We start from the raw sequence: 19,596 nt of genomic DNA, 5'->3' as shown, positions 1-19,596 counted from the left end.
GTGCGCCGCGAGTCCGAGAGGCGCCTCCACGCGTGTCGACCCGTGCCGACGAGGTCAGACGTCGCGGGAGGGGTCGGGCGGGGTCGCCCGGCCGGCGAAGGCGCGGGCCTCGGGGGACCAGGGGCCGCGGGCGCCGAGGTCGTCGCAGCGGTACCCCAGGTGGGCCATGTCGGCCGTGTACCACCGCTCGACGAGACGCCGCTGGCGCGAGCCGGGCCGCCACCAGCGGCGCATCCGCCGCCACTGCTGGGCGTAGGCCTCGCTGCGCCCGGTGAGCAGGCTCTCGGCGGGGATCGGGCCGTCCAGCCGCAGGAATCGCTGCAGGCGCGCCAGCTCGGCGACCGGGTCGCGCACGAGGTCTTCGTAGTGCAGGACGTGCGCCCGGCGCAGGTGAGCGAGGTCCTCCAGCAGCACCCGGTGCGCGCGCATCCAGTGCTCCACGAGCGCCGTCAGCGGCTCACGCTTGCGCGGGTCACCCGTGCGCAGGCTGCGCCACTTGCGCGTCCCCAGCGCCACGACGACGGGGTGGCGGACGACGACGACGAGCGCCGAGCCCGGCAGCACCTGCTGCACGAAGCGCCCCATGAGCATGTCCGGCGGGGACTTCTCGACGAGCACCGGGCGGGAGAGGTCCCAGTAGGGGCGCCACGCGGCGAGCAGCCGGCTGCCGGCGTCGGGGGTGGCCAGCGGAGAGCTCTCGGTGAGGTGCGCCTCGGGCCGCCGGGCGAAGCGGCCGCTGCCGCCGTAGGTGATGGCCGGGGGGTAGACGTCCTGCAGGTGCTGGCCCTCGTCGTGCGGCACCCCGGTGCCGGAGAGCCCGCTCACCTGCGGGTGCGCGGCCAGGGCCGCCGCGAGCGGCGTCGTCCCGCTGCGGTGCAGCCCCCCGACGAGCACCACGCGCCCCGGCGCGACCGACCCGACCGGGCCGGTGGTGGCCGGCGCCGGCGCGGGCTCGCCCCGTCGGCGCCGCGGGAGCCGGATCACCGCAGCGCCTCCACGAGCTCCTCGACCCCGCCGTCGACGCCGAGGACGACGGGTGTGGTGCCCACCTCGCCCGGCCCGTCGACACCCGCGGCGGTCGGCTGCGGCGCCCCGGTCGACCACGCCACCGCCGTCGTGCCCGACGCGCCGACGAGCGCCGTTCCCCGCACGTCCCCGACGACGAAGGGCACCGCCCGGGCGCCCGGCGCGGCGCGCGAGAGCCGCAGGTACGCCTCGGTCGCCCCGCGGTCGGAGCCGTCGGGCCCGACCAGCCCCCACCGCGGCTCGTCGGCGTTGCGCCCGTCGGGGTTGACGGCGAGCGGCAGCCACACCGCGACGGGGGAGCCCTCGGCGAGGACGGTCGCGCTCGCCCGCAGCAGGTCGGCGTCCCGCTCGTCCGCGGCGGGCTCGACGCCCTCGCCGTCGCGCCAGAAGTCGCCCAGCTCCCACACCTCCAGGGGGACCGACGCGGGCGTGCTCGCGCGCAGCGCCGCGAAGAGCGGCCCCAGCTGCTCCTGCGGCTCGTAGAAGTGCACCTGCCGGGCGTCGAGCACCCCGTCGGCGGCCAGCCGGGAGGCGACCTCCCACTGCGCCAGGGACACCTGCGCCGGCTCGCCCGCGAGCACCGCCTCCAGCTCGGCGGCGTCGCCGACCCGCGGCAGCGTCCCGCGCGTGCCGATCCGCGCCGCGTAGTAGGCGTTCCAGGCCGCCACGCCGGCCTGCGGGCCGCCGGTCTCCAGCGCGTGCGCGACGACGCCGTACCCGTGGGCGACGCTCGACAGGCCGGAGTCCAGCACGCGCGCGGTGGGGTCGGCGGCCCGGACGGCGGCCGCGGTGGTGCGCGCGTGCTCCTCGTACTCGGCGGCGGTGCCGGACCAGAAGGCGGGGGCGTTGACCTCGTTCTCGACGGCCCACGACGTCACCCCGAGGCCGGCGCCGGCCTCCACGAGCTCGGTGACGAAGTTCTCGTAGGCGGCCACGTCCGCCGGGGGGTCGGACTCGGTCTTGCCGGCCCCGCGGACGTGCTCGGCGGAGCCCGCTGTCGCCCAGCAGCTCCCGACCCGGATCTTGACGAGCAGGTCGACGTCGAGCGCCTGGGCGCGGCGCATGACCCGCTCCACCCGGGCGAGGTCACGCCGGCCCTCCTCCGGCTCCAGCTCGCACCAGACGGCCTCGACGAAGCTCGGCACCCGCCCGGTCTGCGCGAGCCACGGCTCGTAGGTGTCGGCGCGCCCCCACTGCCACTTGGCCCCGAGGCCGAGGAGCTGCGGGCCGGGCTCGCCGACGGCGACGCCGTCGGCGTCCGGCTGCAGGGCCGACCAGGCGTCCCCGTCGGTGGCGTCCGTCCCGGGGGTGCCGCCGGTGGGGGCCCCGGTGGGCGCCGGGTCGGGTGCCTCGTCGTCCGGCGCGGGCCCGGTGCACCCGGCGACCACGACGCCCGCGAGCACGGCACCGAGCACGGCCCGGGCCGTGGGCCATCGGCGGCTCACGGCCGCACCGTCGCCACGCGCAGCTCCTCCAGCTGGGCGTGCAGGGCGTGCGCCAGCGCGAGCACCGCGGGGTCGACGTCGACCCGCGGCGGGTGGGTCCGGCGGGCCTCGACGTGCTCCCACAGCGCCGGGTCGGGCGCGAGGCCGACGAAGGTGCAGACCTTCTCGACCTCGACGGCCGGGTCGGCGACGACGGCGTCGTAGGAGACGAGCAGCACGTCCTCCCGCTGCGCCAGCCCCAGGTCGAGCACGAGGCGGTTGCGGACCACCCAGAAGAGCACGGCCGCCGTGAGCGGCGTCATCGCCTCGACGTCGAAGGTGCGGACGAGGTCGACCGACGCCGCCGGCAGGCGCTCCCCCTGCCAGAGGCTCGTGCCGTGACCCGTCGAGATCGCCTGCAGGGCCAGCAGGTTCGAGCTGCCGAACTTCGAGACCTCCGACCGGGCCCGGGCGAGCGGCTCCCGGTAGACCCACAGCGCCCGTCCGCCGGGCAGGTCGGGGGAGTCGAGCAGCCGGTCGACGTGCTGGCTGTCGCACAGCGGCTTCAGCAGCACCACGGGGTGCCGGCTGGCGCGGACCACCCGCACGAGCCGCGCCTGGTCCACGAGGCGGTAGCGGCGCATGACCCGGCGGTCGCCCTCGCCGAGCGCCTGCACCTCAGGTGCGGCGTCGACGCCACGCAGGAGCATGTTGGTGCCTGAGCGCTGCAGGCCGACGACGTAGACGGGGCGGGCTTCGCCCCGGGCCCCGCCGTGCCGCGCCCGCCACCGCGCCGCGCGCCAGGCGGTGCGCAGGCGCTCGCGCGGGTCGAGGCGGTCCTCCTCGACGAGCCGGCCGACCCCCTCGGTGCGGGCCCACCGGACGTGCCGGACCACCTTGCGGCCCAGGTGCGAGAGAGCCCCGGCGGCGCCCTCGCGCGCGTCGGGGTGGGGCGGGCGGGCCATCGGGCTCCTCGTCGCGGGCGCCGGGACACGTCGTCGGCGGAGATGGGTGCAGCCGGGTGGTCTGCCCACCGGACGCTCGCATCGTGGCACGAGCGGGCCGACCCCTGTGGTGAGGTGGGCGACGTCGCGCGGTGCCCGGGGGTGCGCCGCGAGCGCGGGCGTCCGGCAACGCGGGCGCCCGGGAGGTCGAGCGGGAGAGGGCCCGAGGTGCGCGTCCTGCACGTCAACAAGTACCTCCACCGCCGCGGCGGCGCCGAGGCGCACATGCTCGACCTGGCGGCGGCGCAGCGGCGCGCCGGCCACGAGGTGGCGCTGTGGGGCATGGCCCCGGCGGACACCCGCGAGCAGCCCGGCGACCCTGGTGTGCTGCACGGGGTGCTGGCGCCCGCGCTCGAGCTGGAGCCGCCGCCGCCCGGGGCGGCGGCCCGCGTGCGCGCGGCGGCCTCGACGGTCTGGTCGGTGCCCGCGCAGCGGGCGATGGCGGCCGCGCTGGAGCGCTTCTCGCCCGACGTCGTGCACTGCCACAACATCTACCACCAGCTGTCGCCGTCGGTGCTGGCGCCGGTGCGCCGCCGCGGGGTGCGCGCCGTCATGACGCTGCACGACTACAAGCTCGTCTGCCCCAGCTACCAGATGCTCGCCGGCGGGCGCCCGTGCCAGGGCTGCGTCCGTCCCGGGCTCGCCGGCCCGCTGCAGGCGCTGCGGCACCGGTGCAAGGGCTCGCTGGGGGCGAGCGCCGTGGTCGCCGTCGAGTCCACGCTGCACCGGGCGGGCGACGCCTACGGGTCGCTGGCCGCCCTCGTCGCCCCCAGCCGCTTCCTCGCCGACGTGCTCGCCCGCGCCGGCGTCGGGGACGGGCGCGTGCACGTCGTGCGCAACCCGGTGGGGCTCGTGCCGGCGGAGCGGCTCGTGCCGGCGGCCGACCGGCGCGGCCTCGTCGTCGCCGGCCGCCTGAGCCCCGAGAAGGGGGTCGACGTCGCCGTCCGCGCGATGGCGCACCTGCCCGGCGCGCACCTGGTCGTCGCCGGCGACGGCCCGGCGCGGGCGGACCTGGAGGCCCTGGCCGCGCGGGTCGCGCCGGGCCGGGTCCGCTTCACCGGGCGCCTGCCGGCGCCGGAGGTGGAGGCGCTCGTCACCGGCGCCGTCGCCGTCGCCGTGCCCTCGCGGTGGTACGAGAACGCGCCGCTCGCGGTCACCGAGGCGCTCGTGGCCGGCGTCCCGCCCGTCGTCAGCGACCTCGGCGGCGCCCCCGAGCTCGTGCGCGACGGTGTCGACGGCCTCGTCGTGCCGCCGGAGGACCCGGCGGCCCTCGCCGCGGCCCTGCGGCGCCTGCTCGTTGACCCGGCCGCCGCCGGCCGGATGGGCGCGGCGGGGCGCGAGCGCGTCGCGCGCGAGCACGACGCCGACGCCCACGTCCGACGGCTCGAGGAGATCTACTCCGGCGCGGCCACTCCCGAGCCCGCGCCGGTGCGCGCGCCGAGCCGGCGCAGGGCGAGCGCCCGTGGCTGAGGAGCAGGCGCCCGTCGTCCTCTACGTCGCCGGCAGCGGCCGCAGCGGCAGCACCCTGCTGGCCTCGGCGGTGGCGGCGCTGCCGGGCTGCGTCGGCGCGGGAGAGGTGCGCTACGTCTGGGAGCGGGGCGCGGTCGCCGACCACCTCTGCGGGTGCGGCGAGCCCTTCTCGGCCTGCCCGGTGTGGACGCAGGTCATGGCCGACGTGCGCGCCGAGCACCCCCACCTCGCCGAGCCCGGCGCCCTCGCCGCGCTGGCGGCCCGCCAGCGGCAGCGGCTGCGGGTGCGGACGCTCCCGCGGGTCCTGGTCCGGCGGGCCCTCGGCCGCCTCCCCGTCCCGCCGAGCGAGGACGACGCCGTCCTCGTCACCCTGTACCGCTCGCTGGCCCGGGTCACCGGGTCCGGCGTCGTCGTCGACCCGTCCAAGCTCCCCCCGTACGGGCTCCTCCTGCAGCAGCTGCGCGGGCCCGGGGCGGGCCCGGCGCTCGACGTCCGCGTGCTGCACCTGGTCCGCGACCCGCGGGCGACGGCCTGGTCGTGGCGGCGGCGGCGGCGCACGCACGACGTGCCCGGCGTCGACGCCCTCATGCCCCGGCCGGGCGTCCTGCGGGCGTCGGTGCTCTGGGCGCTGTGGAACGGTCTCGCGGCGCTGTGGTGGCGCCCGCGCGCCGGCGCCGGGGTGCTGCGGGTCCGGTACGAGGACCTCGTCCTCGACCCCGCGGGTGTCCTCGCCGACGCCGCCCGGCTCGTCGGGGCCGACCCCGCGGCCGGGCCGGTGCTGTCGACCGGCGACGACGGCGCCGCGACGCTCGTGCTGCCGCGCTCGCACACCGTGGCCGGCAACCCCGACCGGCACGGCTCGGGAGCGGTGGTGGTGCGCGCCGACGACGAGTGGCGCACCCGGATGGGCTGGCGGGCACGGCTGCTCGTCGGCGTCGTCACCGCACCGGCACGGCTGGTGCTGCGGTGGTGAGCGCCCCGTCGGCGCGCGCCGTGGCCGCCGCGGCGCCCTCGTCCGGCAGGGTGGGCGGGTGAGCACCGCCTCGACGCCGCCGCGCCTTGCCGTCGTCACCGGGACGGGGCGCAGCGGGACGACGCTGCTCACCGAGGTGCTCGCGCGCCACGAGCGCACCGGCTTCGTCTCGGGGGTGGACGACAAGCTGTGGCGGCTGGGCTCGCGCGGGCGCCACAACGGACGTCTCTACCGCGCCGGTGGTGCGCGGCCGGCGTCGATGCGGGCGCTCGCGGAGACCGCCGGCCTGCGGCAGCGCGGACGGCTGCGGGTGCGCCCCTCGGAGGGCTACCAGCTCTTCGACCGCCACGTCATGCCCGGCTTCTCGACCCCCTGCCGGGACCTGCTGGCCGAGGACCTCACGCCCGTCGTCGCCCGCCGCCTCGTCGCCTTCGTCGAGGAGCGCCGTGCCGCGCAGGGCGCCGACGTCCTCCTGCAGCACCTCACCGGCTGGCCCCGCACGGGGCTGCTGCGCGAGGCGCTGCCCGACCTGGCGGTGGTCAACGTCGTCCGCGACGGCCGCGCGGTCGCCAGCTCGTGGCTGCAGATGGGCTGGTGGGACGGCTGGCGAGGGCCGGACCAGTGGATCTACGGGCCTCTCCCACCGGCGCTGAGGGAGCAGTGGGAGCGCTCGGGCCGCTCCTTCGTCGTCCTCGCCGCGCTCGGCTGGCGGATGCTCGTGGAGGCCGCCGAGGCCGCCCGAGAGCTCGTGCCGCCGGGCCGGTGGCTCGACGTCCGCTACGAGGACCTGCTCGCCGACCCCCGCGGGGTGCTCGCCGGGGCGCTGGAGCACCTCGGTCTCGCGTGGTCACCGACCTTCGAGGCCGGGCTCGCCCACCACCGCCTCGAGCAGGGCCGGCGGGAGGCCTTCCGCGACGAGCTGACGCCCGCGCAGCTGCGCGCCGTCGAGCAGGCGATCGCCGAGCCGCTCGAGCGCTGGGGCTACCTCGTCGGCTGAGGACCGCTCACCAGCCGCGCTCCCACCCCGTCGTCGCCAGCAGCAGCGGCAGGTCGCCCTCGAAGGCGCCGGCGAGCAGGGCCCGGGCCTCCGGCATGGGGTCGCCGGCCTCGGGCGGGCGGCGGGTGTGGCGGGCGTGCCCGCCGAGGTCGACGACGTCGAGGCCGAGGAAGGCCAGAAGGCGGGCGTGCTCGCGCGCCGGGTCGGCGTGCAGCTCCTCGCTGCGGACGACGTGCAGGCGCTCGCGCCCGACGGCGGCCACCCACCGCGACAGCTGCTCGCCGTACCGCCCGCGGGCCACGTAGGACCAGGCGCGCAACGCCCGGTGGCCGGCCGAGCTGCCCGGGCCCAGCGCGCGCGCCGCGGCCAGCCGCTGCGGCTCGGCCGCCAGCGCCTGCGCGAGCGGCAGCCGCTCCGCGCCCGTCCGCACCGAGTGCCGGTGGTGGGAGAGCGCCCGCGTCACCGGGTCCCGCAGCAGGACGACGACCTTGGCCGCCGGCAGCGCCGCGGCCAGGCGGGCCGGGGCGGCGGGGTCGAACAGGTAGTACGGCGTCGACTCGAAGGTCTGCTGGCCCGGTGCCAGGCGGGGGAAGCAGCCGCGGTACCAGTCCAGCCCGCGCTCGTGGTGGAGGGTGAAGAACTGCAGCTCCTTGCCCGCGGCGCCCCGCACCTGCGGGTGGCGCAGCAGGTCCTGGTGCAGCGACGTCGTCCCGCAGCGCTGGGCGCCGGCGACGACGAAGGACGGCAGGTCACCGGCGCGGCCGGTGCGGGCGCGGACGGTTGCGCGGGCCGAGCGCACCTGCCGGCGGGTGACGTCACGGACGCGGTGGCGCAGGGCGTCCACGCGCGAGGAGGACGCCGGGACGGCCGGCGCGGGCGGACTCACGCCGCTGAACCTAGGGCCGCCGGACGAGCAGCCGACACGGCGGCGCGGCGGCCGCGGCGGTGCCCGGCGTGGCACCGTGCCGGTCGTGCCCGAGCCGAGCCCGTCCCCGTCCGTCCCCGCCGCCGACGCGGCCGCCGCCCCGGCGCCGCCGGGGACCCGTCTGCTGGAGCTGGTCGCCGTCATGGACCGGCTGCGCTCGCCGGGTGGCTGCCCGTGGGACGCCGAGCAGACCCACGCCTCGCTCGCGCCCTACGCGCTGGAGGAGGCGCACGAGGTCGTCGAGGCCATCGAGGGCGGCAGCCCGCAGGACCTGCGGGAGGAGCTCGGGGACCTTCTCCTGCAGGTCGTCTTCCACGCCCGGATGGCGCAGGAGGCCCCCGCGGGCGAGCGCTTCGACGTGGACGACGTCGCCGCCGGCATCACGGCCAAGATGGTCGGCCGCCACCCGCACGTCTTCGCCCCCCAGGGCGGCGCGCTGACGGCCGCCGACGTCGAGGCGGGCTGGGAGGCGCGCAAGCAGGCCGAGAAGGGCCGGGCCAGCGCCCTGGACGGCGTCCCGGTGGCCCTGCCCGCGCTCGCACGGGCGCAGAAGCTGCTGCGCCGGGCGGAGCGGGCAGGGCTGCTCGACACCGCCCGGCCGCTGCCGCCGGCATCCCGCCCGGAGGCGCTGCCGCCGGAGGGGAGGGCGTCGGGCGTCGGTGACCGGCTGCTCGCCGTGGTCCGCGAGAGCGTCGCCGAGGACCCGTCGGTCGACGTCGAGGGCGAGCTCCGGCGCGCCGTCCGGGCGCTGGAGCTCGAGCTGCGCCGGCGCGAGCAGCGCGGCTGAGGGGGTCACCGCGCCGCCCGCGAGCTGGTCGAGGAGGGCCCCTGAGCCCCTGAGCCCCTGAGCCCCGAGATCGCCGTGCTCGCGGCGCGGGACGGCGGGTCTGCGCTGTCCGGGTGGGAACCGGTGGGCCACGTCCGCCCCGGGGTCAAGACGGGGGTCGGCGGCGTCGACCGCTGACCTGTCGACGGGAGACGCCCGCGACGACGCCGCCGGCGTCCCCCGAGCTGGCGCCCCGCGGAGGTCCTGCCCATGTCCCGCCGTCTGCCTCTGCTCACCCGCCATGCCGCCGTGACCGCGACGCTGCTGCTGCTCGGGTCCGCGGCGGTGCCCACCGTCACGGGTCTGCTGGCCGCGGCGCCGACCGTCAGCACGACGACGACCGCCGCGCCGACCGGTCAGAGCGGCTGCCCGTCGGCGGAGGAGCAGGTCCACGTCACCCTCGACCCCGCGACCGGCGACGCCGTGTACAGCTCCGACCGCGGCAGCGCGCAGGCGGGCCACCCCTCCGCGCGCGGCGCCGACGTCGCCTTCCTCGCCTCGGCGACCTGGCGTCCGGGCACGAGCCCGGTCCAGCGCGTCACCCGCCCCGGCACCGACCTGCACGCCTACGCGACGACGTCGGCGCAACGCTCCTCGTTGGCGGCCGCGGGCTTCACGCAGGTCGAGGGCGTGGCCTTCTACGCGGCGACGGCGACCGACGGGTGCCTGTCGCCCGTGCAGCGCTGGGTGGGGCCGCAGGGCCAGCACCGGCTCGTGATCTCGCAGGAGGAGGGCGCGACCTTGGCGGCCGAGGGCTGGAAGGACGGCGGGACGGCCTTCTACGCGGCGCGCGACACCCGCTTCTCCATCGCCGTCCTGCCGGACACCCAGGAGGAGGTCATCGGCGGCGCCACCGGCCGCTTCGAGCAGCGGATGCGCTGGCTCGTGGCCGACCGGGACCAGCTGGACCTGCGCTACGTCGCCCACGTGGGCGACGTCGTCAACTGGGACACGCCCGACCACCGGCAGTACGTCGTGGCAGACGGCGCCACGAAGGTGCTGGACGAGGCGAAGATCCCCTTCTCCTACGCCATCGGCAACCACGACACGAAGGCGACCTGCGCCGGTGGAGGTGCCTGCCCGGGCGACGTCAAGGCCAACCAGCGCGACACGCGGACCTTCAACACCTTCTTCCCGCCGAGCCGCTTCACCGCGCTGGCGGGGGTCTGCGAGCCGGGCAAGGTCGACAACTCCTACTCGACCTTCCAGGCGGGTGGCGAGGACTGGATGGTCCTGAACCTCGAGCTGTGGCCGCGGACGTCGGTCGTCGACTGGGCCCGCGGCGTCGTCGCCGCGCACCCGCGCCACAACGTCATCCTCGTCACGCACTCCTACCTGAACAGCGACGGGAGCATCAAGAAGGACAACGGGGGCTACGGCGCGAACAGCCCGCAGTACGTCTTCGACCGCCTCGTCAAGCAGTACCCGAACATCCGCCTCGTCTTCTCCGGCCACATCGGGAGCACCGCCCAGCGGGTCGACACCGGGGTGCACGGCAACAAGGTCTACTCGATCCTCACCGGTTACCACGACCGTGTGAGCAACCCGACCCGGGTCATCGAGATCGACACCGCCGAGGGCTGGTTCAGCACCGGGGTCGTCATGCCCCTCACCGGCGAGGTCAAGGCCGACCGGTCCGCCTTCACCGTGAGAGGGGTCGACTGGGTGCGGTGAGCCGGCCGCGGTGGACCGGGTGGACCGGCCGCGGGTCGAGGGGCCCTCGTGGCGCGCGGGCGCAGGCGGCAGGCTTGACCCGTGCGCACCTGGTGGGTCCTGCGGGCGGGGCTCAACGCCCTGCCCTCCGCGGCGGCGCTGGCGTGGGGGGTGGCGCACGGCGGCCGGCCCCGCGTCGGGCCCGACCTGCTCGTCGAGTGCGGCGGCATGCGCGGCGGGTACGCGCGCGGGGGGACGACGGTCGGCAACGTCTGGCTGCACGGCGGGCTCGGCGGGCCGGTGCGGCGCCGGCACGAGGCGCGGCACGCCGACCAGTGGGCCGTGCTCGGGCCCGTGCTCATGCCGCTGGCCTACGGCGTCGAGGCGGCGCTGACCCGCGGCGACGCGCGCCGCAGCCGCTTCGAGCGCCACGCGGGGCTCGCCGACGGCGGCTACGGGCCCGACCGGCCGCTGCGCCGCCCTCGGCTGCTCGCCGGGGCGCGCCCCCGACGTCCCGGCGGAGCGCTCCCGCCTCGGTAGGCTCCCCGGCGTCCCTCCCCTCGACCGAAGGAGACCCTCGTGGCCAGCATCGTGGCCGTCGGAGCCCGCGAGATCCTCGACTCGCGCGGCAACCCCACCGTCGAGGTCGAGGTGGCCCTCAGCGACGGCGTCCTCGCCCGCGCCGCGGTCCCGTCCGGGGCGTCCACGGGTGCCTTCGAGGCGGTCGAGCGCCGCGACGGCGACTCCTCCCGCTACGGCGGCAAGGGCGTCCTCGGCGCCGTCGACGCCGTCCTCGGGCCGATCGCGGACGCGCTGAAGGACCTCGACGCCTCCGAGCAGCGGCTCGTCGACGCGGCGATGGTCGAGCTGGACGGGACGCCCGACAAGTCCTCCCTCGGCGCCAACGCCATCCTCGGCGTCTCCCTCGCGGTGGCCCGTGCGGCGGCGGAGTCGGCGTCGCTGCCGCTGTTCCGCTACGTCGGCGGGCCCAACGCGCACGTCCTGCCCGTGCCGATGATGAACATCGTCAACGGCGGCGCCCACGCCGACTCCGGCGTCGACGTCCAGGAGTTCATGATCGCGCCGATCGGCGCGCCGACGTTCCGCGAGTCGCTGCGCTGGGGCGCCGAGGTCTACCAGGCGCTCAAGTCGGTGCTGAAGTCCCGCGGCCTGTCCACCGGCCTCGGCGACGAGGGCGGCTTCGCCCCCGACCTGCCGAGCAACCGCGAGGCCCTCGACCTCATCTCGACCGCGGTGGAGAAGGCCGGGCTCGGCGTCGGCACCGACGTCGCCTTCGCGCTCGACGTCGCCGCCACCGAGTTCCACGACGGCGGCGTGTACCGCTTCGAGGGGCAGGAGCGCAGCGCCGAGCAGATGTCGGCGTACTACGCCGAGCTCGTGGACGCCTACCCGCTCGTGAGCATCGAGGACCCGCTCGACGAGGACGACTGGGCGGGCTGGTCCACGCTGACGAGCTCCCTCGGCCAGCGCGTGCAGCTCGTCGGCGACGACCTGTTCGTCACCAACATCGAGCGCCTGCAGCGCGGCGTGGACGAGAGCGCCGCCAACGCCCTGCTCGTCAAGGTCAACCAGATCGGCACGCTCACCGAGACGCTCGACGCCGTGGACCTGGCGCACCGCAACGGCTTCCGCGCGATGATGAGCCACCGCTCGGGCGAGACCGAGGACACGACGATCGCCGACCTCGCCGTCGCCACCGACTGCGGGCAGATCAAGACGGGCGCGCCGGCCCGATCCGAGCGCGTCGCCAAGTACAACCAGCTCCTGCGCATCGAGGAGGAGCTCGACGAGGCCGCCCGCTACGCCGGCGCCGGCGCCTTCCCCCGCTGGAAGGGCTGAGCGGCAGGCGGTCTGCGCGGTGAGCAGGGTCCAGGCGCAGGGGGAGGGAGCAGCGATGGCGGCGGGACGTCGGCCGGTGGCCCCGCGGGCTCCCCGGCCCCCCGGGCCGTCCGTCCCGTCGTCGTCGGAGGCGGCGCATCTGTCGGTGCGGACGTCGTCCGGCGCTGCGCCACGCTCGTCCGCCCCCACCGCGCTGCACCTGCCGGCGCGCGGTGACGCGTCGGCGCGGGCCCGGCGGGCCCGCGAGGTGGCCGAGGAGCGGCGCCGCCAGACGGCGTCGGCGTCCGCGCGGCGGCGCCACCTCGTGGGGACCCTGCCCGCGCCACGGGGGCTGACGCGGCGGGCGGCCGTCTTCGCCGTCCTGCTGCTCGTCGTCGCGGCGGCGCTGGCCCCCTACCTGCACGCGACCATCAGCCAGCAGGCGGAGATCGCCGCCGCCGAGTCCGAGCTGGCGCAGACCCACGCTGACGTCGCCACGCTGGAGGGTGAGCTGGCGCGCTGGCAGGACCCCTTCTACGTGCAGAGCCAGGCGCGCGAGCGGCTGGCGCTCGTGATGCCCGGCGACCAGCTGTACCGCGTGACGGGTGCCTCGCCCAGCCAGCAGGTCGCGGCGGACCCGCGGGCGGCCGCGGCCGAGGAGCTGCGGACGACGGGCGCGGACCGGCCGTGGTTCTGGGTGCTGTGGGACTCGGTGGACGCGGCCGGGCGCGGGACGACGGGGCGGTGACCGGGTCGGTCGACGAGCCCGCGCCGGCTGGGCGAGAGCGGCTCGTGGGTGACGGCCGGTCTGGCGGCGGCCTCTCGCCCGAGGACGCCGCCGCCGTCGAGGCCCAGCTGGGCCGCCCCTCGCGGGGGGCGCTGGGGGTCGCGCACCGGTGCGGCTGCGGCCGCCCGGACGTGGTGGCGACGGTGCCGCGCCTGCCCGACGGCACGCCGTTCCCCACGACCTTCTACCTGACGTGCCCACGGGCGGCGGCGGCGATCGGGACGCTGGAGTCCGACGGCGTCATGCGGGCGATGACCGAGCGGCTGGCGCAGGACGAGGAGCTGGCGGCGGGGCACGCGGCGGCGCACGAGGACTACCTGCGCCGCCGCACGGCCCTCGGTGACGTGCCGGAGATCGCCGGCGTCTCCGCCGGGGGGATGCCGACGCGCGTCAAGTGCCTGCACGTCCTCGTGGCGCACGCCCTGGCCGCCGGCCCCGGGGTCACGCCGCTGGGCGACGAGGCCCTGGCCATGCTCGACGACTGGGCCGTCCGCGGCCCCTGCGTCGACGCCGGGACCGGGCCCGGCGACGCGGCGGACCCGGCGGCGGGCCAGGCCTCGCCCGAGCGGGACTCCCGGTAGGAGGACCTCGTCGTCGGGCTCAGCCCCGACCCGGGGGGCGCGGACCCGGTCCTTGGCTCATCACCTGCTCCAGCTCGTCGCCGCTGAGCGGACGCACGGGCAGCGGCGGGCGGGCGCCCGCGCCGTCCGCCCGCATCCCGTCGAGCACGAGCGTCAGCGCCCGGCGCCACAGACCGGGCACGACCACCTCGCAGCGGTCCACGACGGCGCCGACCATGAGCGGGACGAGGGCGACGTCCTGCGCGCTCACGTCCTGCCGCAGCTGCCCGGCCGCGTGCGCCCGCTCGACCAGGGCGGTGGCCGAGGGGGCGATCCTGCCGCGGGCGAGCCGGGACAGGTGCGGGGCGGTCGGCCCGAGGACGAGCTGGCGCCAGCCGCGGTCGGCCGCCTGCTGCTCGACCACGCGCTCGAGGTACCACCGCAGCCCCTGCCAGGCGTCGTCCGCGGTGAGCGCCTCGTCGGCGAGGGCGCCCGTCCGCTCGACCCTGTCGGCGAACAGCGCGGCCAGCAGGTCCTCCTTCGTCGGGAAGCGGCGGTAGACGGTGCCGACGCCGACGTCGGCCGCGCGGGCGATGTCGTCGTGGCTCACGTCGAGCCCGTGCTCGGCGAGCAGGGTGCGGGCGGCCTCGAGGATGCGCCGCCGGTTGCGCTCGGCGTCGCGTCGCAGCGGGGGGGCCTCGGGCGTCCGGGTCACGCCCCGAGCGTAAGCGCACCGGAGCGCCTCCTCCATGTTGAGAGGCTTCTCCGCTTCGCCTATCGTGACGCTGCCGCGGACGAGGAGGTCGAGCCGGCGACCGACCAGCCCGACCCTTCGAGAGGCCCGCCGCGATGACCGACTCCTCACCCGCTCGCACCACGCCGCCGCAGGAGCCCACCGGGCAGTCCTCGGGGGAGCCAGGCCCGGGCCAGCAGCCCTCGGGCGGCAAGTGGTGGCCCCTCGTCGCCGTCGCGGTCGCGATCTTCATGCTGCTCGTCGACGTGACGATCGTGAACGTGGCGCTGCCGGACGTCGAGGCCGACCTGTCCGCGTCCTTCTCCGACCTGCAGTGGGTCATCGACGCCTACGCGCTGACCCTCGCGGCGTTCCTGCTGACGGCCGGGTCGGTCGGCGACCGGGTGGGGCGCAAGCGCATCTTCGTCATCGGGATCGTCGTCTTCGCGCTGGCCTCGCTGGGGTGCGGCCTCGCGGGCTCGCCGGGGGTGCTCACCGCCTTCCGCGCCGTCCAGGGGGTCGGCGGGGCGATCATGTTCGCGACGTCGCTGGCGCTGCTGGCCTCCTCCTACTCCGGTCGCGACCGCGGTGTCGCCTTCGGCGTCTTCGGGGCCGTGACGGGCGCGTCCGTGGCGGTCGGCCCGCTCGTCGGCGGCCTGCTCGTCACCACGCTGTCGTGGCGGTGGATCTTCTTCGTCAACCTGCCGGTGGCCGCCGTGGCGGTCGTCATCTCGCTGGCCCGGCTGCGCGAGTCGCGCAACCCGCAGGCGCGCGGCATCGACGTGCCGGGGCTCCTCACCTTCAGCCTGGGCCTCGCGCTGCTGGTCTTCGGGCTCATCCGGGGCAACGAGCAGGGCTGGGACGCCGCCAGCACCTGGCTGCAGCTCGGCGGGGCGCTCGTCCTGCTCGTCGCCTTCGTCGTGCTGCAGAGCCGCCGCGAGGACCCGATGCTCGACCTGGCGCTGTTCCGCCGCCCGGCCTTCGTCGGGGCGCAGGTCGCGGCCTTCACGGTCTCCGCCGCGCTCTTCTCCCTCTTCCTCTACCTCACCCTGTACCTGCAGAACGTGCTGGGCTTCTCGGCGCTGCAGACGGGCGTGCGGCTGCTGGCCGTCAGCGGCATGGCCTTCCTCGTCGCCCCGGTCGCCGGCCGGCTCACCGACCGGGTGCCCTTCCGTGTGCTCATCCCCTCGGGGCTGGCACTGCTCGCGGTGGGCCTGCTGCTCATGCGCGGGCTCGACGCCGACTCCGCCTGGACGGCGCTGCTGCCGGGGTTCGTCGCCGCCGGCGCCGGCATCGGCCTGGTCAACGCCCCGCTGGGCGCCCTGGCCGTCGGGGTGGTCGACCGGCGCCGCTCCGGCATGGCCTCGGGGATCAACAACACCTTCCGCCAGGTCGGCATCGCGACGGGCACGGCCGCCTTCGGTGCGCTCTTCGCCGCGCACATCACTGACGCCGTCGGGACGGCGCTCGCGGGCAGCGGGCTGCCCGCGCAGGCGCAGGAGGGGGTGGTCGAGGCGGTGACCTCCGGCGCCATCGACCGGGTCGCCGCGCAGCTGCCGGCGCCGGCGCAGGAGGCCTTCGTGCAGGCCGCGCGCGAGGCCTTCACCTCGGGCATGGACCAGCTGTTCCTCGTGGGCGCCGTCGTGGCGGGCGTCGGGGCGGTGCTGTGCGCGCTCCTCATCCGCCAGCGCGACCTCGACGCCGCCAGCAGCGGCGCCCGGCCGCAGGGCCAGGACGGCGGGCAGGGCGGTGGTCAGGGCGGCTCGGACGAGGGCTCCGGCGACCACGGGCGAGCGGCGGCCCGGGCGCGTTGAGGGCCGCCGCCCTCCACCACCGGGAGTGTTTCGTCGGCGCGCCCTGACCGTCGGACCGATCCCTGCCCGGCGGCACGTCGTCGTCGAAGTTCTAGGGACGGGCGCGAGGAGCGGCACCTCGTCGCCGACGTGCCGGTGAGGGCCGCAGGTCTACGCGGCGGCGCGGACCACGTCAAGCGGGTCGACCCTGCGCCCGAAGCGCTGGCGCAGCACCCGGCCCGCGGCGTGGACGCCCGCCATCCCGTGCACGGCCGGGCCGGGCGGGACGGACGCCGAGGCCAGGTAGACGCCGGCCAGCGGCGTCCGGTAGGGGTCCCAGCGGGGGACGGGGCGCATGAGCAGCTGCCACGGCGTCGTCGCGCCCGTGGCGATGTCACCGCCGACGTTGTTGGGCTCCTGCTCCTGCTGCCGGGAGGCGGGGACCACCCGACGGGCGAGGACGAGGTCGCGGAAGCCGGGGGCGAACCGCTCGACCTGCGCGGTGACGGCGTCGCCGAGGTCGCGGTCGGAGCCGTGGGGCACGTGCGCGTAGGTCCACAGCGCCTCGGCGCCGGCCGGCGCGCGGGTGGGGTCGACGACGCTCGGCTGGGCGGCGAGCACGACGGGGCGCTCGGGGTGGCGGCCCGCGGCGACGGCGAGCTCGGCCGCCTGCATCTCCGCCCGGCTGCCCGCCAGGTGCACCGTGCCGGCCAGCCCGACGTCGGGCACCGCCCACGGCACCGGGCCGGAGAGGGCGAAGTCGACCTTGCAGACGCCGCCGCCGTAGTGCCAGCGCTCCAGCCAGCGCCGGTAGCCGGTGGGCAGCTGGGGGCCCGCGATGTCGAGCAGCCCCTGCGGGGCGACGTCGAGCAGCACGGCGCGGGCCCGGGGCAGCTGGCCGAGCGACGTCACGTCCTCGCCGGTGCGGACGACGCCGCCGCGGGCCCGGACGTCGGCGACCATCGCGTCGGCCATCGACTGCGAGCCGCCGCGGGGTAGCGGCCACCCGACCGCGTGGGCCAGGCCGGCCAGCCACAGGCCGCCGGCCGCGGGGGCAAGCCGGCGCGGCGGGGCGATGGCGTGGCTGCTGACCCCCGTCAGCAGCGCCGGCGCGACCTCCTCCCGGAATCGCAGGCCCCACGCCGGCGTCCCCTGCTCCAGCACGGCGAGCGCGAACGCCGCGGCGCCGACGGGGTGGTGGGGGAGGGAGCGGAAGTCCGAGAGCGCGACGTCGGCCGTCGCCCGCCAGGACCCCGCGAGACGACCGACGAGCGAGCGCCAGGCGGGGCCGTCGACGCCGAGCCCCTCGGCGGTGCGCTCCAGGTCACGCCAGGCGATGCCGGCCCGGCCGCCGTCCAGCGGCTGGGCGTAGGCGACCTCCGGCTGGAGCATCTCGACGCCGTGGGAGGGCAGGTCGAACGCCTCGAAGAAGGGGGAGGCGACCGCCATCGGGTGCACCGCGGAGCAGAGGTCGTGGCGGAAGCCCGGCAGCGTCACCTCCTGCGTGCGCATCCCACCGCCGAGCTGGTCGGCGCCCTCGACGACCTCGACCGACAGGCCCGCCCGCGCGCACACGACCGCCGCGGCGAGCCCGTTGGGCCCCGACCCGACGACGACGACGTCGACGTCGTCTCCCCGCCGCCGCGGCCCGTGCGTGGTGCGCGTGGTGCTGCGCGAGGTGCTCGGGACGGCCACGGGAGGAGCCTGCCAGCCGCCGGAGGTGTGCGCGCAGGCGGCCGCGGCCGAGCGGCGTCGACCCGCCACCGGCCTGCGGGCCGCGCTGCCCACGACAGCGCCTGCCACGCTGGCGCCATGACGCGCGTGGCGGCCATCGACTGCGGCACCAACTCGATCCGGCTCCTGGTGGCCGACCTGCCCGACGCCCCGTCCGCGGGCGGGGCCTGGGCGCCGCCGCTGCTGGACGTCCACCGGGAGATGCGCGTCGTCCGGCTCGGCGAGGGCGTCGACGCCACCGGGCGCCTGTCCGACGGCGCGCTGGAGCGGACCCTCGCCGCCACCCGCGACTACGCGGCCCTCGTGCGCGAGCTGGGCGCCGAGCGCACCCGTTTCGTCGCGACGTCGGCCAGCCGCGACGCGAGCAACGCGAGCGTCTTCGTCGACGGCGTCCGCGACGCCCTGGGCGTCGAGCCCGAGGTCGTCGCCGGCGCGCAGGAGGCCGCGCTGTCCTTCCGCGGGGCGGCGACGGGCGTGCCGCCGACCGGCCCGGACGGCGTCGCCCTGCCCTCGCCGTACTGCGTCGTCGACATCGGCGGCGGCTCGACCGAGGTCGTCCTCGGGGACCCGGCCGCCACCGCCGACGGCGCCCCGCCGGCCGCCCTCTCCGTCGACGTCGGGTGCGTGCGGCTGACCGAGCGGCACCTGCGCGCCGACCCGCCGACGCCCGAGCAGGTCGCCGCGGCGCGCGCGGACGTCGACGCCGCGCTGGACCGGGTCGCGGAGGTCGTGCCCCTCGCGGCCACCGGCACGCTCGTCGGCGTCGCCGGCACCGTGACGACGATCACGGCGCACGCCCTGGGGCTGCCGCGCTACGACGGCGCCGCCATCCACGCCACCGCCCTGCCGACCGCCGACGTCCTCGCCGCCTGCCGCGAGCTGCTGGCCATGCCCCGCGAGCAGCGCGCCGCCCTGCCCTTCATGCACCCCGGCCGGGTCGACGTCATCGGCGCGGGCGCGCTGGTGTGGGAACGGGTCGTCGAGCGGGTCGCCGCCGCGGCGGACGTGCGCGCCGTCGTCACGAGCGAGCACGACATCCTCGACGGCATCGCGCTCTCGCTGGCCTGAGCGTGGGTGCGCCGGCGGCGAGCAGCGCCGCAGGGGTCCGGCGCCAGGCCCGCGCCGCCAGCGACGTCGCCGACCTGGACGCCCGCGTCAGCGACTGCCGGGCCTGCCCGCGGCTCGTCGCCTGGCGCGAGGACGTCGCGCGCACCCGGCGCCGGGCCTACCGGGACGAGACGTACTGGGGCCGGCCGGTGCCCGGCTTCGGGGACCCGACCTCCCGGCTGCTCGTGCTCGGCCTGGCGCCCGCGGCGCACGGCGGCAACCGCACCGGCCGGGTCTTCACGGGGGACCGTTCCGGTGACTGGATCTTCGCCGCGCTGCACCGCGCCGGTCTCGTCAACCAGCTCGAGAGCCGCTCTCGCGACGACGGTCTCGCCGCGCCCGGTGCCCGGGTCGCCGCCGCGGTCCGCTGCGCGCCGCCGGACAACGCCCCCCTGCCGGTCGAGCGGGACACGTGCGCCCCCTGGCTGGACCGTGAGGTCGAGCTCATGCCCGACCTCGCGGTCGTCCTGGCGCTCGGGGGCTTCGCCTGGCAGGCGGCGCTGGGCCTGGCCCGGCGACGCGGCTGGGTGGTGCCGCGGCCGGCGCCCCGCTTCGGCCACGGGGCTGCCGCCGAGCTCGGCCGCGCGTCGGCGCCGCCGGTCGTGCTGCTCGGCAGCTACCACGTGAGCCAGCAGAACACCTCGACCGGGCGGCTCACGACCGCCATGCTCGACGACGTCGTCGGGCGGGCGCGAGACCTCGCGGCCGGACGGACCCAGTAGCTCGTCCGGACCCACCCTCGGAC

General features: G+C 77.5%; 18 protein-coding genes. 12 read left to right on the top strand and 6 right to left on the bottom strand.

Annotation, left to right across the window (positions count from 1 at the left end):
- Positions 1–54: 54 nt before the first annotated feature.
- From WDV86_RS12040 to WDV86_RS12030, 3 genes are read right to left on the bottom strand one after another with little or no spacing between them, the layout of a single operon-like run.
- Positions 55–984, bottom strand: coding sequence for a sulfotransferase (locus WDV86_RS12040; protein ID WP_339567881.1), 930 nt, complete (start codon positions 982–984; stop codon positions 55–57).
- The gene (locus WDV86_RS12035) at positions 981–2,471 is read right to left on the bottom strand and encodes a hypothetical protein (protein ID WP_339567880.1); all 1,491 of its coding nucleotides are present in this window, start codon (positions 2,469–2,471) and stop codon (positions 981–983) included. Before WDV86_RS12035 ends, WDV86_RS12040 begins: the two co-directional genes overlap by 4 nt.
- The gene (locus WDV86_RS12030; RefSeq protein WP_339567879.1) at positions 2,468–3,415 is read right to left on the bottom strand and encodes a sulfotransferase domain-containing protein; all 948 of its coding nucleotides are present in this window, start codon (positions 3,413–3,415) and stop codon (positions 2,468–2,470) included. The genes WDV86_RS12035 and WDV86_RS12030 overlap by 4 nt, the downstream gene beginning before the upstream one ends.
- Before the next feature lie 207 nt (positions 3,416–3,622).
- On the opposite strand from WDV86_RS12030, the gene WDV86_RS12025 reads away from it, so the two are divergent.
- The 3 genes from WDV86_RS12025 to WDV86_RS12015 are packed head-to-tail and all read left to right on the top strand — an operon-like array spanning position 3,623 to position 6,894.
- Positions 3,623–4,924, top strand: coding sequence for a glycosyltransferase (locus WDV86_RS12025; protein WP_339567878.1), 1,302 nt, complete (start codon positions 3,623–3,625; stop codon positions 4,922–4,924).
- Positions 4,917–5,897 (top strand): sulfotransferase, encoded by a 981-nt coding sequence (locus tag WDV86_RS12020; protein ID WP_339567877.1) that lies wholly within the window; start codon positions 4,917–4,919, stop codon positions 5,895–5,897. Before WDV86_RS12025 ends, WDV86_RS12020 begins: the two co-directional genes overlap by 8 nt.
- A 58-nt stretch (positions 5,898–5,955) precedes the next feature.
- On the top strand, positions 5,956–6,894 hold the full coding sequence (locus WDV86_RS12015) for a sulfotransferase (protein WP_339567876.1): 939 nt from the start codon (positions 5,956–5,958) through the stop codon (positions 6,892–6,894).
- Between the two features lie 7 nt (positions 6,895–6,901).
- Here the strand turns inward: WDV86_RS12015 and WDV86_RS12010 are convergent, their stop codons facing one another.
- A complete protein-coding gene (locus tag WDV86_RS12010; protein ID WP_339567875.1) occupies positions 6,902–7,780 on the bottom strand; it encodes a sulfotransferase in 879 nt (292 codons plus the stop codon).
- Positions 7,781–7,865: 85 nt separating this feature from the next.
- Here WDV86_RS12010 and WDV86_RS12005 point away from each other — a divergent pair, with 85 nt between their 5' ends.
- The 6 genes from WDV86_RS12005 to WDV86_RS11980 all read left to right on the top strand — a co-directional run bounded on the left by WDV86_RS12005 (position 7,866) and on the right by WDV86_RS11980 (position 13,505).
- Positions 7,866–8,606: a MazG family protein gene (locus tag WDV86_RS12005; protein WP_339567874.1), complete on the top strand. Its 741-nt coding sequence runs from the start codon at positions 7,866–7,868 to the stop codon at positions 8,604–8,606.
- Between the two features lie 288 nt (positions 8,607–8,894).
- Positions 8,895–10,319, top strand: coding sequence for a metallophosphoesterase (locus WDV86_RS12000; protein WP_339567873.1), 1,425 nt, complete (start codon positions 8,895–8,897; stop codon positions 10,317–10,319).
- Positions 10,320–10,400: 81 nt separating this feature from the next.
- Positions 10,401–10,838, top strand: coding sequence for a hypothetical protein (locus WDV86_RS11995; RefSeq protein WP_339567872.1), 438 nt, complete (start codon positions 10,401–10,403; stop codon positions 10,836–10,838).
- 39 nt (positions 10,839–10,877) lie between these two features.
- Positions 10,878–12,158, top strand: a complete 1,281-nt coding sequence (gene eno, locus WDV86_RS11990) for a phosphopyruvate hydratase (protein WP_339567871.1) — start codon at positions 10,878–10,880, stop codon at positions 12,156–12,158.
- A 145-nt stretch (positions 12,159–12,303) separates the two neighbouring features.
- On the top strand, positions 12,304–12,885 hold the full coding sequence (locus tag WDV86_RS11985; protein WP_339567870.1) for an FtsB family cell division protein: 582 nt from the start codon (positions 12,304–12,306) through the stop codon (positions 12,883–12,885).
- A 44-nt stretch (positions 12,886–12,929) separates the two neighbouring features.
- A complete protein-coding gene (locus WDV86_RS11980) occupies positions 12,930–13,505 on the top strand; it encodes a DUF501 domain-containing protein (protein WP_445263059.1) in 576 nt (191 codons plus the stop codon).
- Positions 13,506–13,524: 19 nt separating this feature from the next.
- Here the strand turns inward: WDV86_RS11980 and WDV86_RS11975 are convergent, their stop codons facing one another.
- Positions 13,525–14,199, bottom strand: a complete 675-nt coding sequence (locus tag WDV86_RS11975; RefSeq protein WP_339567868.1) for a TetR/AcrR family transcriptional regulator — start codon at positions 14,197–14,199, stop codon at positions 13,525–13,527.
- A gap of 134 nt (positions 14,200–14,333) precedes the next feature.
- Here WDV86_RS11975 and WDV86_RS11970 point away from each other — a divergent pair, with 134 nt between their 5' ends.
- Complete coding sequence (locus tag WDV86_RS11970; RefSeq protein ID WP_339567867.1) at positions 14,334–16,031, top strand: MFS transporter; 1,698 nt, start codon at positions 14,334–14,336, stop codon at positions 16,029–16,031.
- A gap of 150 nt (positions 16,032–16,181) precedes the next feature.
- Here WDV86_RS11970 and WDV86_RS11965 read toward each other — a convergent pair whose 3' ends face one another.
- A complete protein-coding gene (locus WDV86_RS11965; protein WP_339567866.1) occupies positions 16,182–17,705 on the bottom strand; it encodes a phytoene desaturase family protein in 1,524 nt (507 codons plus the stop codon).
- Between the two features lie 117 nt (positions 17,706–17,822).
- Here WDV86_RS11965 and WDV86_RS11960 point away from each other — a divergent pair, with 117 nt between their 5' ends.
- Together WDV86_RS11960 and WDV86_RS11955 are read left to right on the top strand one after the other, a co-directional pair.
- Complete coding sequence (locus tag WDV86_RS11960; protein WP_339567865.1) at positions 17,823–18,812, top strand: Ppx/GppA phosphatase family protein; 990 nt, start codon at positions 17,823–17,825, stop codon at positions 18,810–18,812.
- A gap of 2 nt (positions 18,813–18,814) precedes the next feature.
- Entirely contained in the window at positions 18,815–19,573 is a 759-nt protein-coding gene (locus WDV86_RS11955) for a uracil-DNA glycosylase (RefSeq protein ID WP_339567864.1), read from the top strand.
- The last annotated feature ends 23 nt before the right edge of the window (positions 19,574–19,596 follow it).

The sequence above is a fragment of the Pseudokineococcus sp. 1T1Z-3 genome, from assembly GCF_037482365.1.
Classification (GTDB): Bacteria; Actinomycetota; Actinomycetes; order Actinomycetales; family Quadrisphaeraceae; genus Pseudokineococcus.
Note: the sequence above shows the minus strand (reverse complement) of the source record. Positions and strands in the feature narration are given on the sequence as shown.